Raw genomic sequence first — 15,184 nt, forward strand, 5'->3', positions numbered from 1 at the left:
TCCCGCGGCAGCGCCCGCTCAGTGGGGGACTAGTTGATGTTGAGGGTGAACGTCGAGGTCGTGTTCTTGATGTTCTGGAAGTTGTTGCTGAAGGTCAGGTTGTTGAAGGTGGCTGAGCCGACCGCCGGGCCCTGACCCTGCTCCGGCATCTCGTTGACCCAGATGCCGAAGCCCGACTTGGCGTCGAAGGCGTCGCCGCTCTTCTGGGCGCCCGAGATCGAGACGTTGGTGAAGATCGTGTCGGTGTGGGGGTACTCGGCGGCGCCGTTGTACTTGGTCTGGAACATGATTCCCGAGTACGTCGGGTCGACGATGTCCACGTTGTTGATCCGGATGCCCTGGAACTCCTTGGAGGCCGAGAACATCCAGATGCCCGGGAAGGTCTGCGCGCCCCAGAAGTGGCCGCCCGAGCGGATGATCGACACGTTCTCGATGGTCGTCGGCTGGGTGCCGAAGCCCCTGAACTGGTAGCCGAAGTCCAGCGAGGAGACCGTGATGCCCGAGTAGCAGAGCGTGTCGGCGATGTAGATGTTCCGGAACGTGTTGTTCTGGCCGCCGTAGACCGCCAGCCCCGCCGCACGCCACGGGGTGGTCACCGAGAGGTTCTCCCAGAGGTTGCCCGTGTTGTCGCCCTGGACGATGTCGATCGCGTTGAACAGGGCGAAGGCGTCGTCACCCGTGGAGCGGGCGTCGATGTTCCTGACGGTGTTGTTCTTGCTGTTGTTCGTCAGGTTGAGGCCGTCGGCGTACATGTTGCGGACGCGGCTGTTGGTCAGCAGCAGGTTGCTGACGTTGGTGCCCCACACCATGACCATCTGGTGCTCGATCCACATGTTGTCGATCGAGATGTTGCTCACGCCGGTCAGGTTCCAGACCTTGCCGGGGCCGTCGTTGCGCGAGGTGTAGTTGCCGAACACCGCGAAGCCGCTGAAGGAGGCGCCGTTGGCCGACGACTGGACGTCGAAGCCGATGTCGGTGTTCTCCTGGCTGGTCGGGGCGTAGAACCTGGTGTACCAGGGACCGGCGCCGACGACCTTGATGGGCTTGCCGTAGACGTTGAACTTGCTCTGCACCGAGTAGTCGCCGGCGGGCAGGTAGACGCCCTCCCAGCCGCTCTCCATGCGGGCCTTGTCGAGCGCGGCGGTGACGGCCGACTGGGTGAAGCCGGTCGGCACGACGTACTTCGCCGGGTCGGGGTTGGCGATCGGGGCGACCTGCTCGGTGTTGATGAAGTCGATCGCGTAGTTGGTCGCGTTGGCCGCGTCCTTCTGCAGCTTGATCTTCGTGCCGGCCGGGAACGAGCCGTCGAGGAAGATGTTGGCCTCGTCGTAGATGTGGCGCGGGCCGCCGGAGCCGGGCGAGTTGTTGGGGCTCGCCTCGTTGCCGTACTGCCACATGTACTTGGAGGTCAGGTTGATCGACTTGTGGAAGGCGCCGTTGACGTAGACGTTGAGTTCCTCGTTGATGCCACCGCCGCCGGCCGCGTCGGGGATCGAGAAGCGGGTGACCAGGGTGTTGGTCTGGGCCCGGGTGGTGAACTCGACGAAGGCGCCGGTGGTGTTGAGGGTGACGGCGCGGCGTCCGCTGGCCTCACCGCCAAGGTCGCCGATGGTGCGGTTCGGGCCGACGACGCCGGCGCCGCCGCCGCGGACGGCGTCCTCGGCCTCCAGGTGGTCGTACGGCATGTTGGCGCCGCGGCCCACGAACAGGCCGTTGTTGGTGGTGTTGTTGGCCTGCTTGACCGGCAGCTCGTTGGCGTCGTTGGCGAGCACGACGCGGACCGTGAAGCGGCCGTTGGCGGCCGTCCAGGTGCCGAGGCTCACCGGCGAGGTGGTCGCGCCGGCGGCGATGACGCCGCTGTACGACCCGGTCAGGGTGCGGACCACGGTGCCCTGGTCGTTCAGGACGGTCAGGGTGATGCCGTGGGCGCCGCTCGCCGAGGCGACGGTGCCCTGGTTCCTGATGCCGACGCTGAAGGTGACGGTCTGGCCGCCTGAGGGGTTGGTCGGGGTCCAGGCCACCGGCGAGGCGACCAGGTCGGAGCTGTCGACCGGGCGGACCACGAGGGCCGTGGTGTTGACGAAGGCGTTGTTGCCGTCGTTCTGCTCGATGATCGTGTTGTTCTCGTCGACCTTGGCGTTCACCGAGTAGGAGGCGGCGTCACGCGGGCCGATGTTGCTCGTCACGGTGGTCTGCGCGCCCGCCGCGAGGGCCGGGACGCTCACCGTGGCGACGCGCGTGGTGTCGAGGTAGAGGTTGACCGACGAGGCCGGGGCGCCGGCGTTGCCGTTGTTGCGGACGACCGCCGACAGCGTGATGGAGTCGGTCTCGACCGGGGAGGCGGGCGACCAGGTGGCCGAGGTGACGACCAGGTCGGGGTTGGGGGCCGGGGTGCCGAACACCTGGAACTCGGCGATCTGGCCGGCCGGGGCGCCGGTGTTGCTGGTGATGCGGAGCTGCACGTCGGCCGTGGTCGCGGTCACCGGGATGGTGACGGTGTTCTGCGAGGTCGGGTTGAAGGTGTAGTTGGTCGCCGACACCAGGTTGGTGTAGGTGGTGGCCGACTGCTCGCGGCCCAGGACCTGGATGTTCTGGGTGCGGGCGCCCCACGCCGACGACGGGTTGAGCTTCAGCACGACCGAGGTGACGTTGGCGTTGGCGCCGAGCTTGACGGTCAGGGTGCTCGGCCAGCTGCCCGACGCGCCCTCCCAGTAGGTGTCCAGGTTGTTGTCGTTGGCGTTGGCCGCGACGAACGTGTGGACGTGGCCCGACTCGACCATCTCCTTGCCGGTGGCGAGGTTGGTGCCGGGCTGGCTGGTGCCGGTGCGGGTGACCGAGTTGCTGTCGCCGGAGACGTTGCCGGCGGCGTCGCGGGCCCGGACCAGGTAGGTCACCGTGGCGGTGGCCGGCTGGGTGTCGGTGAAGACGAGCGTGGTGCCGGACACGCTGCCCGCGGCCGAGCCGTTGCGGATGATGTCGTAGCCGGTGACGCCGACGTTGTCGGTCGAGGCCGTCCAGGTGAGCCGGATCTGGTTGGAGCCGGGCTCGGTGTAGGCCAGGTTGCCCGGGGTGGTGGGCGCCTGGGTGTCACCACCCGACTGGCCCTGGCGAGTGACCGAGTTGGAGTTGCCCGAGACGTTGCTCGCGGCGTCCTTCGCGCGGACGAAGTAGGTCACCGTGGCGGTGGCCGGCTGGTTGTCGGTGTACGTCAGCACGTTGCCCGCGACGCTGGCGATGAGCTGGCCGCCCCGGTAGACGTCGTAGCCGGTGACGCCGACGTTGTCGGTGGAGGCGTTCCACGCGAGCCGGATCTGGGTGCCGCCGGGCTCGGTGTAGGTCAGGTTGCCCGGGGCGCTGGGCGCCTGGGTGTCGACCGGGCCGCTGGGGCCGTACACCTCGAACTCGGAGATCTGGCCGGCCGCCCAGCCCGTGTTGGCGGTGATGTTCAGCCGCACGTAGCGGGTGGTCGCGGCGGAGGTGAAGTTGATCGTCACCGTGTTGCCGGTGGCCGGGTTGAAGGTGTACCCGGCGGAGGGCACCAGCGTGGAGAAGCTGGAGCCGTTGGCGCTGCCCTGGATCTCCAGGGTCTGGGTGCGGGTCTGCCAGGCGGTGGCCGGGGGCAGCTTCAGCACGACCCGGTTGACCGCGACCGAGGCGCCGAGGTCGACCTGGAGCCACTCGGGGAAGACGTTGTTGTTGCTCTCCCAGTAGGTGCTCGCGTTGCCGTCGTTGGCGTTGGGCGCGACGTAGCTCTGCGAGACGCTGCTGGCGGTCATCGTGCGGCCCGAGGCGAGGTTGCCCGAGGAGCTCGTGACGCCGTACACCTCAAGGGCGGAGAGCTGCGCGGCGGCCCAGCCGGTGTTCGCGGTGATGTTCACGCGGACGTACCGGGTGTTGGTGGCGCCGAAGTTCAGGGTGACGGTGTTGGCGTTGCCGGGGGCGAAGTTCTGCCCGGCCGAGCCGACGATCGTCGACCAGCCGCTGTTGTCGAGGCTGCCCTGGACCGAGAGGGTCTGGGTGCGGGCGCCCCACCCGGCGGGGAGCTTCAGGACGACCTGGTCGACGTTCTGGGCGCTGCCCAGGTCGACCTGGACCCACTGCGGGAAGGTGCTGCCGGCGCTCTCCCAGTAGGTCTCCTGGTTGCCGTCGGCGACGTTGGATGAGGGGTAGGGGGAGTTCGTGCTGCTCGCGGCGGTGGCCTTCCCGGCCGCGAGGTTGGGCCCGCCGGCCGCGGAGACCGGCTGCAGCGGCCCCACGGTCACGACGAGAACTGCCGCGACAAATGCCGCCAGCAGCCGTAACGGTCCGTGCTTTCTCGTCATCGCCTTCTTCTATCTCTCGGCATGGCACTACAGGGGTCGGGGGGTACAGGAGCACGGACGCTGTGCATCCCTGAAGTTGCGAGGAAAAGATAGGAATCAAACATCAGCTTGCAAGATTCTTGCGCAGTGATGGCTGAATGTTACAAGTGTGCTAAGAGGGCGTCAACGGTCAGAAAACCCTGCCCTGATGAGGCGTTTCGGCCGGCCCACTGGATCTTCAGTAACCCACAAGTCGCCCACAAGGCGACCTGAGCATCGTGGGACCCGTGACGACGGTGAGGGTGAACTGGCGGTTCTCCGCCGACGGCCGGTACGCCGCCTGCCTGGCGGCCGACGGGGGCGGCGTGCACCGCCCGGAGGTGTGGGACTTCACCGGTCCCGACCCGCTGGTGCGCCCGCTGGCCTCGGCCTGCGACGCCACCACCCAGATCAGCCCGCTCGACGGCGAGCGGGCGCTGCTGTGCCGCAACGACGACGGCCGCCACCGGATCTCGCTGGTCACCCAGTCGGCCGAGACGACGATCACGGCCGGGCGGGGGCCGTGGATGCACCTTTCCGGCGACCTGGTGATCGGCGGCGCGGTCTGCCGCGTCACCGCCCACGGGCTGGAGCGGCTGGCCGATCTGCCGCCGGGCGCGACCGGGCCCGGGGTCGTGCTCGCGCCCCGGCTGGTCGGGCTGACCCGGCCGGAGGCGCCGGGACCGGTGGTGCTCGACCTCTCCGATGGGAGCTGGGAGCTGATGCCCGGCGCCGTCACCGGTGCCCGGGTGCTCCCCGGCGGGCTCGTCGGGATGCCGCCCGGCGGCCCGCCGGGGTTCCGGTGGCGCGGCCGTCCGGTGCTGGGCGGGCTGGCCGAGCGGGTCGCCGCGATCGGCGGCGACGGCGCGCGGGTGGTGCTGCGGGTGGAGCGGGGGTCCCGCTCGCGGCTGGTCGTCTTCACGCCGTCGACCGGCGAGGTGGCCGAGCCCGCGATCCCCGACGGCGTGCTCGGCTCGGTGGCCGCCTTCGACGGAGGGGTGCTGCGGGTGCCGTTCAGCTCCCCCGCCGCGCCCGCGTCGGTGCTCTCGGTGGGACCGGGCGGCGTGCGCCTCGACCCGCCGGCCCGCTCCGCGGTGATCGATCCGGCCGCCTACCGGACGTGGCGGGGCGCCGCCGCGGTGGCCCGGTGATCCGCCGCCCGCGGAAGGAGGTGGTCGCCAGGACGCAGGGAGCGCCTTTCTGAGATCTTCACCGGACGGGGCACAGGCGAGTCCTGTGCCCCGCCTCCGACTCTTCGTGACGGCTTTCGGCCGGTCCGAATCGCAGGTGGGCGAGCAGCCCCGCGAGCCGCCTCTGGGCGCGGAAGGTGCGGCTCTTGACCGTGCCGACCGGCACGCCCAGCGCCGCCCCGATCTCGGCCTGCGTCATGTCCTCGAAGTAGGCCATCCGCAGCACCTGCGCCTCCTGCGGGGTCAGCCGGGCCAGCGCCCGCGACACCTGCACCGACGTCCACTGGTGGTCGAGGGAGGGCGGCGGCACCGACAGGCGGCCGGCGACCGCGTCGAGGTCGGTCGCGCCCGCGTTGCGCCGCGCCCTGCGGTGGACGTCGACGGCGGCGCGGCGGGTGATGGTGAACAACCAGGGTTCCAGCTCGCGGTCGGGGTCGTAGGTGGCGGCCTTCTGCCAGATCTTCACCAGGGCCTCCTGTACGGCGTCCGCCGCGAGTTCGGCGTCGCCGAGCATCCCGTAGGCGGCGGCGAACATGGGCCGCGAGTAGCGGCCGGCGATGTCGGCGAAGGCCTCCTCGTCTCCCCGCTGGAAGCGCGTTTCGAGTTTCATGCCACCACCGTGCGGGAGGCCTCTGTCACGGGCCCTTCGCGGCGCTGTCATGGGGAACCGATGACGGTGAAGGGCGCGTAATGGCCGGTGACCGAAGGGATTTCGACATGGACACGACCGTCGCCGGTTTCGCCGACCGGCTCTTCCGCGCCGCGCTCGGGATGACCGACGTGCTGGCGATCCACCTGGGCGACCGCCTCGGGTGGTACGACGCGTTGACGCGGGGACCGGCCACCCCGGCCGAACTGGTGGAGCGGGCGGGTGGCGACGAACGCTACGCCCGCGAGTGGCTGGAGCAGCAGGCCGTGGCCGGCGTCTTGGCCGTCGGCGGCGACGGCCGGTTCGTGCTGCCGCCGGCCGCCGCCGAGGTGCTGACCGACCGGAGCAGCCTCAACTACCTGGCCCCGCTGGCCCGCATGCTGGCCGGGGCCTCCGTCCAGCTCCCGGCGCTGCTCGACGCCTACCGCGAGGGCGGCGGCGTCGGCTGGGACGACTACGGCCCCGACGTCCGCGAGTCGCAGGCCGACATGAACCGCCCGTGGTTCGAGCACGCGCTGCCGGGCGCCGTCGCCAAGATCGCCGACCTGCACGCGGCGCTGGCCGTGCCGGGCGCGCGGGTGCTCGACGTCGGCTGCGGCGCGGGGTGGTCGACGATCGCGCTGGCCCGCGCCTACCCCGAAGCGACCGTTGAGGGCGTCGACATCGACCCGCCGTCGATCGCGCTGGCCGAGGCCAACGCCGACGTGCCCAACGTGAGCTTCCGCGCCGCCGACGCCGCCACCCTGCCCAAGGCCGCCTACGACGTGGTGTTCGCGTTCGAGTGCGTGCACGACATGCCCCGCCCGGTCGACACCCTGGCGGCCGTGCGCCGCGCGGTGCGCCCCGGCGGCCAGGTGATCGTCATGGACGAGGCCGTCGCCGACGCCTTCCACCCGGACGGCGACGACGTCGAGCGCCTCATGTACGGCTTCAGCCTGCTCATCTGCCTCCCCGACGGCCGCGCCCACACGCCGTCGGCCGCCACCGGCACCGTCATGCGCCCCGGCACCCTGCGCGCCTACGCCCGCGAGGCCGGGTTCACCGACGTCGAGACCCTGCCGATCGGCGACTTCGGCTTCTGGCGCTTCTACCGGCTGGTGTGACGTGAGAACCGACTTCGAGCAGGTCGTCACCCGCCACGACCCGGTCACCGGGCTGGACGCCGTGATCGCCGTACACGACACCACCAGGGGCCCCGCCATCGGCGGGGTCCGGGTCCTCCCCTACCGCGACCGCGCCGCCGCCCTCGACGACGCGATGCGGCTGGCCCGCGCGATGACCCGCAAGACCGCCGCCGCCGGGCTGCGCCTGGGCGGCGGCAAGAGCGTCGTCATCGCCGAGGCCGCCACCCCGGAGCTGATGCGCGCGCACGGCCGGTTCATCCGGTCGCTGGAGGGCCGCTACATCCCCGGCATCGACGTCGGCACCGGCGCGGCCGAGATGCGCCAGATCGCCGCCGAGGCGACGGTCGTCACCTGCCAGGAGGGCGACCCGTCGTGGCTGACGGCGCTCGGCGCCTTCTGCGGCATCGAGGCCGCGGTCGCCCACGTGCACGGCACCTCGCCGGCGGGCCGGACGGTGATCGTCCAGGGGGTGGGGCACGTCGGCCACCACCTGGCCAGGATGCTCGTGAAGGCGGGCGCGAAGGTGCTGGTCAGCGATGTCGCCCCGGGACGGGCCGACGCCCTGGCGGGCGAGATCGGGGCCACCGCGATCGACCCCGTAACCGCCCTGGCCCGGGAGTGCGACGTGCTGGCGCCCTGCGCGCTCGGCGGGGTGGTGGACGACGCCACCGTCGACGGGCTGCGCTGCGGGATCGTCGCCGGACCGGCCAACAACGTGCTGGCCCACGACGACCTGGCCGACGTGCTGGCCGGACGGGGGGTGACGTTCGTGCCCGACTTCATCATGAGCGCGGGCGGCATCACCTTCCTCGACGAGCAGCTCGCGGGCGGCGACGAGGAGTCGGCGATCCCGAGGGTGCGGGCGATCGGCCCCCGGGTGGCGGGCCTGCTGGCCGACGCGGCGGTGCGGGGCGTGACCCCGCTGGAGGCGGCCGAGGACCTGGCCGCCGCCAACCTGAAGTCCGACGTTCATCGGACTACCATCGAGGCATGACGGCGAGAGTCCTGGAGCATCCCCCGGCCGAGGAGATCCGGCTCGAAGAGGTGCTGCACGCGCTGGCCGATCCGGCGCGGCTGGAGATCGTGCGCTTCCTGGCCGCGGCGGGCGGCGAGGTGCCATGCTCGGCGATCGATCTGGCCGTCAGCAAGTCGACCACCACCCACCACTACCGGGTGCTGCGCGAGGCCGGGGTGATCTCCCAGGTCTACCGCGGCACCTCCAAGCTCAACGGCCTGCGCCGCGCCGACCTCGACCGGCTCTTCCCCGGCCTGCTCGACAGCGTGGTCAACGCGGCCGAGGGGCGGCGCGCCGATACTGGGCCGGCCACTCCCCCGACGCCCTGACCGGCCAGTAGGGGTCGCGCAGCAGCTCGCGGCCGAGGAACACCGCGTCGGCCTGTCCGGTGGCCACGATCTCCTCGGCCTGCTCCGGCTCGGTGATCAGGCCGACCGCCGCCACCGGCACCCCCGCCTCGGCCCTGACCTGGCGCGCGAAGGGCACCTGGTAGCCCGGCCCGAGCGGGATCCGCTGCGTGGAGGCGTTGCCGCCGCTCGACACGTCGATCAGGTCGACCCCCCGGGCAGCCAGTTCGGCGGCCAGCATCACGGTCTGGCCGGGCGTCCAGGCCGGCTCGTCCTCGGGCAGCCAGTCGGTGGCCGACACCCGGAAGAACAGCGGGAGCTCCTGCGGCCAGACCGCGCGCACCGCGTCGACGACCTCAAGGCCGAACCGGGCCCGGTTCTCGAACGTGCCGCCGTAGGCGTCGGTGCGGTGGTTGCTGTGCGGGGACAGGAACTCGTGGATGAGGTAGCCGTGCGCCCCGTGGATTTCGACCACCCGGAACCCGGCCCGCAGCGCCCGCTCGGCCGCCGTGGCGAACGCCTCGACGAGCTTGCCGATCTCCGCGGCGGTCAGTTCGTCCGGTACGGGGTGCGCCTCCGAGAACGGGATCGGGCTCGGCGCGACCGGGGTCCAGCCGTGGTCGGCCCGTCCGACCGGGCCGCCGCCGAGCCAGGGACGGTCGGTCGACGCCTTGCGCCCGGCGTGGGCGAGCTGGATGCCGGGGACCACGCCCTGGGCGTGCACGAACCCGGCGATGCGCTCCCAGGCCGCCTCCTGCGCGTCGTTCCACAGGCCGGTGTCGGCCGGGCTGATGCGGCCCTCGGGTGAGACGGCGGTCGCCTCGGCCATGACGAGCCCGGCGCCCCCGACGGCGCGGGCGGCCAGATGGGCGAGATGCCAGTCATGGGGGACCCCGGTGTCCGGCCCGTCGACGGCGGCCGAATACTGGCACATGGGCGACATCCAGACCCTGTTGGGGAAGGTCAGCGACCGCAGGGTGAGGGGCTGGAACAACACGGCGTCTCCTTAGTTCGATATTTATCGTACTATTCAGCCTATGACCGGCTGGACGCGGCACAGCACCCCCGAGTTCGCGGCCATCGCCGCGGACCACTCGATCCTGCGCTGCGAGATCGGCTCACGCCTCCACGGCACCACCGTCGGCGACACCGGCGACCGCGACGAGCTGGGCATCTGCGTCGAACCGCCGGAATACGTGATCGGGCTGCGCACCTTCGAGCAGTACATCCACCGCTCGGTGCCCGAAGGGGTCAGGTCGCGGCCGGGCGACCTCGACCTGACCGTCTACAGCCTGCGCAAATGGATGCGGCTGGCGCTCGACGGCAACCCGACCGTGCTGCTGGCCCTGTTCGCGCCCGACGCGACGGTCACCCCGCTCGGCGCGGAGCTGCTGGCCGAGGGGCCGTCGTTCATCCTGTCGCGGCGGGCCGCCGACCGGTTCATCGGCTACCTGCGCGCCCAGCGCGACCGCGGCCAGACGCCGAAGGCGGCCGGGCACATGGTCCGGCTCGGCCTGCAGGGCGTGGAACTGCTGGAGACCGGGCGGATCACGCTGCCGATGCCGCGGCGCAACGTCATCGTGGCCATCCGGACCGGCGAGATCGGGCGCGAGGAGGCCCTCGCGATGGCGGCGGACCTGGAGCGACGGCTGGCCGAAGCGGCTCCGGCGAGCGTGCTGCCGGAGCATCCGGACGAGGCGCGGGCCGACGCGTGGCTGGTGGACGCGTACCGGAGAACCTGGGCCTCCAACCAGGTGGATGAAATCACCGATGCCGGGACGCTCCGGACGATTCGATAGGGCGGGTGCGCCGACACCACCCGAAACCGTCCTTACGTCAGCGGCTGCTGCGCAAGCCCGCCCTAGTCGTCGGCGGAGCGCTGCTGACCGTCCTCACCGGCACGATCGCGGCGGTCACCTCCGACGCGGCCAAGCTCGTGGTGCTGGCCTCCCCGTCGCCCACCCCGATCGCCAGACCGGTGGTCGTCGCGGCGCTGAAGGTCCGCGACCTCGACCCGGGTGACACGTTCGTCTTCCCGGCGGCCTACCGGCCCGACGCCGCGACGCTGCGGAAGATCAACGAGCTGCGCGACTCGCCGGACATGGACGAACTGGCGGTCCTCATGCGCTCGCTCGGCGGGGTCGACGTGCACACCCTGGGGACCCGGTTCGTGCTGGAGAACGTCTCGAAGCTCGACGTCCGGATCCTGGACCTGCGGGTGTCCGCGGACTGCCGCGCACCCCTCGGCGGGACGGTCTTCTACTCGCCCCCGCAGGGCGGCGAGCTGCTCGTCGACCTCTCCTTCGACCTGGACGCGCGCCATCCGATCCCCCGTTTCATGGAGAAGTACGGCTGGTCGGAGAAAAGCTGGTTCGACACCCAGACGGTGCTGCTCGCGCCGGGCGAGCAGCAGGTCTTCGACGTGCAGGTGGAGACCGGGCGCTACTGCGAGTACCGTCTGGTGGCCGACGTGCTGCAGAGGCAGAAGACGGTGACCCTGACGATCGACGACGACGGCGCCCCCTTCCGGGTCACCGGGATGCCGCCGCTGCGCGAGGCCCCGGCGCTCTACGCCGCCAGCATCTTCAATCCCGACACCTGCGACGACTTCGCGCCGGTCGATCCGCCGACCTACGACGAGGTCAACCTGCGCTGCTGACGCGGTTCGCGCCGCGTCTCCTGGACGACGTCGGGGGCGGTGACCAGCAGGATCACGATGGCCTTCACGAGGTCGTCGACCCACGGTTCGACGAAGACCGCCCCGGCCGCCATGGCCCAGATCAGCACTCCCCCGACCAGCAGGTTCATCCGAATTCGGACAGTGCTGTGCACCGCACAGTACGACAAGTCCACGGATTTCATGATCATTACGACGGCCGGAAGGGTAACCTAGATCGACATTTCCCACCCGATCAGGAGAACTCCGCGATGGTCACCGACGTGCCGGACCCGGCGGCGCCGGAATCGCTCCGCAAGGACCAGCGTGAACGCCGCGCCCGCATCGTCAGGACCGGCCTGCGGGCCCTGGCGGGCAGCGACTACGACAGGATCAAGGTCTCCGACGTGGCCCGCGACGCCGAGGTCGCGCTCGGCACCCTCTACCGGTACTTCTCCTCGAAGGAACACCTCTTCGCGGCCGTCTTCGACGAATGGCAGGACGGCCTGCGCCGCAGGCTCGGCCGCCTCCCCCTTGAGGGCGACACGCCAGAAGACCGCCTGCGGTCCGTCGTGCACGCCACCATCCGCGCCTTCCAGACGCAGCCGCAGTTCTACCGGCTGATGATCGTCCTGCAGACCACCGACGACCGCCGCGCCGCCGAGGTCTACACCCCGCTCGACGCACTGTTCGCCGACGTCGTGCGCGCGGCCGTCGACGGCGTGGACGAGACCGTCGTCTCGACCCTGCGCGCCGTCGCCGACCAGGGCTTACGCGCCTGGATCCGGGGGCGGCTGCCCATCGAGGCCGTCTACCAGGGCGTCGACGACACCCTCCGGCTGATCTACCGCTAGCGCTACCTCTTGGTCTTGCGGCGCTTGGGCGTGGTCTTGCGCTGCTCGCCGCCGGCGTTCTTGCGCTTGGAGAACCTCGCCTCCCCAGGCTCCGCCGGATAGGCGCTGCCGATGAGGTCGGGCAGCTTCACGCCGCTGTTCCTGGCCGACCGGCGCAGCCCGACGGGGGCGGCCACCTGAACGTCCATGTCGGCGGTCCGGGTGGAGACGACGTCCTCTTCGTCGTCGTCCTCATGGTCCTGGTCGTCCTGGTCGTCCTCGTCCTCGTCGTCCTCCGACATGTCGGGCTCCACCACGAGTGCCGGCCGTTCGACGACCACCTCCGGCTGGGTCGGGGCGGTCTCGACCTCGGCCTCCTCGTCGCCGTAGTAGTCCCGCCAGAGGGTCATGTCGAGGTCTGCCTCGTCTCCGCTGGAGTCGTAGCCGGAATCCTTCTGGCCCTCCTCGGTGAAGGAGACGATCTCCGCCATGATCGCCGCTCGTCCATCGGGCGTCGACATCGCCGTCAACAGGTATTCGTCGGCGTTGGTGCGGGCTTCCGCCTTCGACGGGATCTGCAGGAACGCGCGCAGCAGCGACGGCCGGGCCAGGCTGGCCGGCGCGGGCCAGCCGGAGTTGTAGGTCTTGGCGTGGGTGCCCGACGGCGTCAGCGTGATGCCCTTGGCGCGGAGCGCCTGGATCATGAGCCAGCACTTGAAGCAGCACAACTTGGAGATGCCGATCGCGATCTTGGCATCGGTGAGCCGACGGGACAGCCGGGCCCGCCTCCCGTCGTTGATCTTGTCTTGGAGCGCCGCCTCGCGCTTGGTGAGGTCCTCGTCGTCGGACCATCCGGCCTCCTCGCCGAGGGCGCTCGCCCGCTGCCGCAGCAGCACGTCACCGGCCTGCGTCTCCGCGTGGATCTTCATCCCGTGCGCCGCCTCGTGGGTCATCACCCGCAGGTCGTCCCACTGCTTCTCCAGGGAGGCCAGGTAGTCGAGCGTCTTGCGGAGCCGTCGCTCGCCCCGGCGCAGCACGTCGGGGGGCAGCTTGCCGTTCTTCAGCCTGCGGACCTCCATCTTCTGGGCGACCATTTCGTCGAACATGGCGCTGATGTCGTCGGCGGCCTCGCGCCGGCCCTCCATCGCCAGGTCGAAGAGCCGCTTGAAGTCGGCGCCGAGCCCGGCGTCGGCCGCGTTGGCGAACAGCCGGATCTCGTTCTCCAGCAGGGTGACCACGGCCACGCACTCACGGCTGGCCTTCAGATTGGCGAGCACCCAGGCCAGCCGGTCGAGCGACCGCTGTTCGGCGGTGTTCACGCGAACCCCGGCGACCAGCTCCTTCTTGATCTTCCGCAGCCGTGCGGCGGTGGCCTGCCTGATGTTGGTGTTCTGCCGGGTGGGCGCCTTCCGCGGCTGATCGGTCGCCGGATCGCCGAGCAGCGCCAGGCCGCCGAGCCGGGCCAGCTCCAGGTCGTAGAGGCCGACGTCCTCGCCGATGGCGACGAAGAACTGCTCGATGTCCTGGCGGACGAACGGATCGCCGTCCAGGACGTGTTTGACGACCATCTCGGCCAGGATCTTCTCGGGCAGGACCGTGTCGGGCGGGAGAGGGCCGTCCAGACAGCGCCGTCGTCCTTGTAGGGCACGCTGTCGAGCGCCCTCATGAGCTCCTGGGGCGTGGTGGCCCGGCTGACGCCGTGAACCTTCCCGAACCAGAACTCGTAGCCCTTCTCGCTGTAGAGCTCGGCGACCCCCGCGTCGTCGAGCAGCTTCTGGGCGACCTCGTCGCCCTTGTCGACGCGTTCGACGAAGGCCTCGAAGCCGTCCTCCCTTGCCAGGTCGAGGATCGGCAGGGGCCCGGACTCGTCGAGCTTCCTCTTCTGCTGCTTCACGGGCCTGTTCTGCTTGAGCATCGCGGCACTCCCGCCGTGGTCAGGTGTCGGTGGTCATCCGGAGGCCCTTGGTCTTGCGCAGGCGCTCGCGGCCGGACATCGCGAACGAGCCGATCCGTCTGATCACCGCCGCGCGGGCCGCCGGGTCGGGCAGGTGCCGGATCAGGGTCTTCTCGGTGGTCGTGCGCTCGTTCTCGTCGTCGGGGATCTGGAGGTAGGCCCGCAGGAGGGACGGCCGGGTCAGGCTCGCGGGGACCGGCCAGCCCGCCGGGGCGGGGGTTCCGCCGGCCGCCTCCCCCGCCCGGCAGCACGACGCGGCGACGCGGACGGCCATGTGGGCCTCGGCGATCCGGCGGGCCGGCCGGACCCGGATCCCGGCCTTCTCCTTGCGGCGCAGCGCTGCCTCCAGCCGGTCGATCGGGTCGTCGTCGCCCGAGCCGGCGGGTTCCGCGCCGTAACCAGTGTGCACGAGCACCCTCAGATGGGCCCACGCCCTCTCCAGGGAGGCGAGTTGGGCCACGATCTCCGGATCACGGCTCTCCGGGTCGTCGCACAGTCCGTCGAGCCGTCTCTCCGCCTCGGCCGCCGACGCCACCGCCCGGTCGAGGAGAGCGGCGACGTCGCCGGAGAACAATCGCGGATCCACCGGCGACCGCCGGGTCAGGGACACGCAGTTCCGGCCCGACCTGAGGTTGGACAGGGCCCATGACGTCTCCGCCTTCCCGGCGAGCTGCCGTTCGACGAGGTCCTCGACCGCGGCCAGGTCTCTCGGGCCGGCGTCCGCGCCGCCGAGGAGGAACACCCCGCCCTGGCGGGCGAACTCCTCGCGGTAGCGCTCGACGTCGCCGCCGGTCTGCTCGTAGTAGCCGACGATCTCACGGTCGGCCTCCGCGTCGCCGTCCATGACGTGGGCGACGACCGTTCTGGCCAGGACGGTCTCGGGCGTCGACTCCCCGGGGACGTGACCGAGCAGCGACCCGAGCGCCCGCCAGGCCGCCGGATGGTCGGCGAGGGGCACGGTCGCGATGGCCGCCAGCAGCTCACCGGACGTCGACGCGGCGGTGACGCCCCCGGCATCCCGTAACCAGGCGCCCAGTTCTCCCTGAGGCACGACGGGCGCTCCTTTCTGCGGGGCG

The 15,184-nt window shown here is 71.0% G+C and carries 13 protein-coding genes; 7 read left to right on the forward strand and 6 right to left on the reverse strand.

The genetic code is table 11. From position 1 onward, the window contains the following. Positions 1–29: 29 nt before the first annotated feature. Complete coding sequence (locus GT755_RS04110) at positions 30–4,322, reverse strand: discoidin domain-containing protein (RefSeq protein WP_161478323.1); 4,293 nt, start codon at positions 4,320–4,322, stop codon at positions 30–32. A gap of 266 nt (positions 4,323–4,588) precedes the next feature. Between GT755_RS04110 and GT755_RS04115 the strand changes: the two genes are divergently transcribed. Then, positions 4,589–5,491 carry a hypothetical protein gene (locus tag GT755_RS04115; protein WP_161478324.1) on the forward strand — a complete coding sequence of 301 codons (903 nt, stop codon included), beginning with the start codon at positions 4,589–4,591 and terminating at the stop codon, positions 5,489–5,491. A gap of 58 nt (positions 5,492–5,549) precedes the next feature. Here the strand turns inward: GT755_RS04115 and GT755_RS04120 are convergent, their stop codons facing one another. Continuing rightward, positions 5,550–6,140, reverse strand: coding sequence for an RNA polymerase sigma factor (locus tag GT755_RS04120; protein ID WP_161478325.1), 591 nt, complete (start codon positions 6,138–6,140; stop codon positions 5,550–5,552). 107 nt (positions 6,141–6,247) lie between these two features. On the opposite strand from GT755_RS04120, the gene GT755_RS04125 reads away from it, so the two are divergent. The 3 genes from GT755_RS04125 to GT755_RS04135 are packed head-to-tail and all read left to right on the forward strand — an operon-like array spanning position 6,248 to position 8,647. Next, entirely contained in the window at positions 6,248–7,282 is a 1,035-nt protein-coding gene (locus GT755_RS04125; protein ID WP_161478326.1) for a class I SAM-dependent methyltransferase, read from the forward strand. A 1-nt stretch (position 7,283) separates the two neighbouring features. Next, positions 7,284–8,297, forward strand: coding sequence for a Glu/Leu/Phe/Val dehydrogenase dimerization domain-containing protein (locus GT755_RS04130; protein WP_161478327.1), 1,014 nt, complete (start codon positions 7,284–7,286; stop codon positions 8,295–8,297). Beyond that, the gene (locus GT755_RS04135; protein ID WP_161478328.1) at positions 8,294–8,647 is read left to right on the forward strand and encodes an ArsR/SmtB family transcription factor; all 354 of its coding nucleotides are present in this window, start codon (positions 8,294–8,296) and stop codon (positions 8,645–8,647) included. The genes GT755_RS04130 and GT755_RS04135 overlap by 4 nt, the downstream gene beginning before the upstream one ends. On the opposite strand, the gene GT755_RS04140 is transcribed toward GT755_RS04135, so the two are convergent. Beyond that, positions 8,589–9,608, reverse strand: coding sequence for an NADH:flavin oxidoreductase/NADH oxidase (locus tag GT755_RS04140; protein WP_235966034.1), 1,020 nt, complete (start codon positions 9,606–9,608; stop codon positions 8,589–8,591). The two genes, GT755_RS04135 and GT755_RS04140, sit on opposite strands and share 59 nt — an antisense overlap. A gap of 94 nt (positions 9,609–9,702) precedes the next feature. Here GT755_RS04140 and GT755_RS04145 point away from each other — a divergent pair, with 94 nt between their 5' ends. Together GT755_RS04145 and GT755_RS04150 are read left to right on the forward strand one after the other, a co-directional pair. After that, the gene (locus GT755_RS04145) at positions 9,703–10,464 is read left to right on the forward strand and encodes a nucleotidyltransferase domain-containing protein (RefSeq protein ID WP_161478330.1); all 762 of its coding nucleotides are present in this window, start codon (positions 9,703–9,705) and stop codon (positions 10,462–10,464) included. Between the two features lie 5 nt (positions 10,465–10,469). Beyond that, positions 10,470–11,324, forward strand: coding sequence for a hypothetical protein (locus GT755_RS04150; protein ID WP_161478331.1), 855 nt, complete (start codon positions 10,470–10,472; stop codon positions 11,322–11,324). Here the strand turns inward: GT755_RS04150 and GT755_RS04155 are convergent. Beyond that, complete coding sequence (locus GT755_RS04155) at positions 11,297–11,473, reverse strand: hypothetical protein (RefSeq protein WP_161478332.1); 177 nt, start codon at positions 11,471–11,473, stop codon at positions 11,297–11,299. The genes GT755_RS04150 and GT755_RS04155 overlap by 28 nt on opposite strands. A 120-nt stretch (positions 11,474–11,593) precedes the next feature. Between GT755_RS04155 and GT755_RS04160 the strand changes: the two genes are divergently transcribed. Then, complete coding sequence (locus GT755_RS04160; RefSeq protein ID WP_161478333.1) at positions 11,594–12,175, forward strand: TetR/AcrR family transcriptional regulator; 582 nt, start codon at positions 11,594–11,596, stop codon at positions 12,173–12,175. Positions 12,176–12,177: 2 nt separating this feature from the next. Here GT755_RS04160 and GT755_RS04165 read toward each other — a convergent pair whose 3' ends face one another. Both GT755_RS04165 and GT755_RS04170 read right to left on the reverse strand, forming a co-directional pair. Next, entirely contained in the window at positions 12,178–13,722 is a 1,545-nt protein-coding gene (locus tag GT755_RS04165; RefSeq protein ID WP_161478334.1) for a hypothetical protein, read from the reverse strand. Positions 13,723–14,088: 366 nt separating this feature from the next. After that, on the reverse strand, positions 14,089–15,159 hold the full coding sequence (locus tag GT755_RS04170) for a hypothetical protein (RefSeq protein ID WP_161478335.1): 1,071 nt from the start codon (positions 15,157–15,159) through the stop codon (positions 14,089–14,091). Between the last annotated feature and the right edge of the window lie 25 nt (positions 15,160–15,184).

This window comes from Herbidospora solisilvae, assembly GCF_009901565.1.
In the GTDB taxonomy this organism is placed as follows: domain Bacteria; phylum Actinomycetota; class Actinomycetes; order Streptosporangiales; family Streptosporangiaceae; genus Herbidospora; species Herbidospora solisilvae.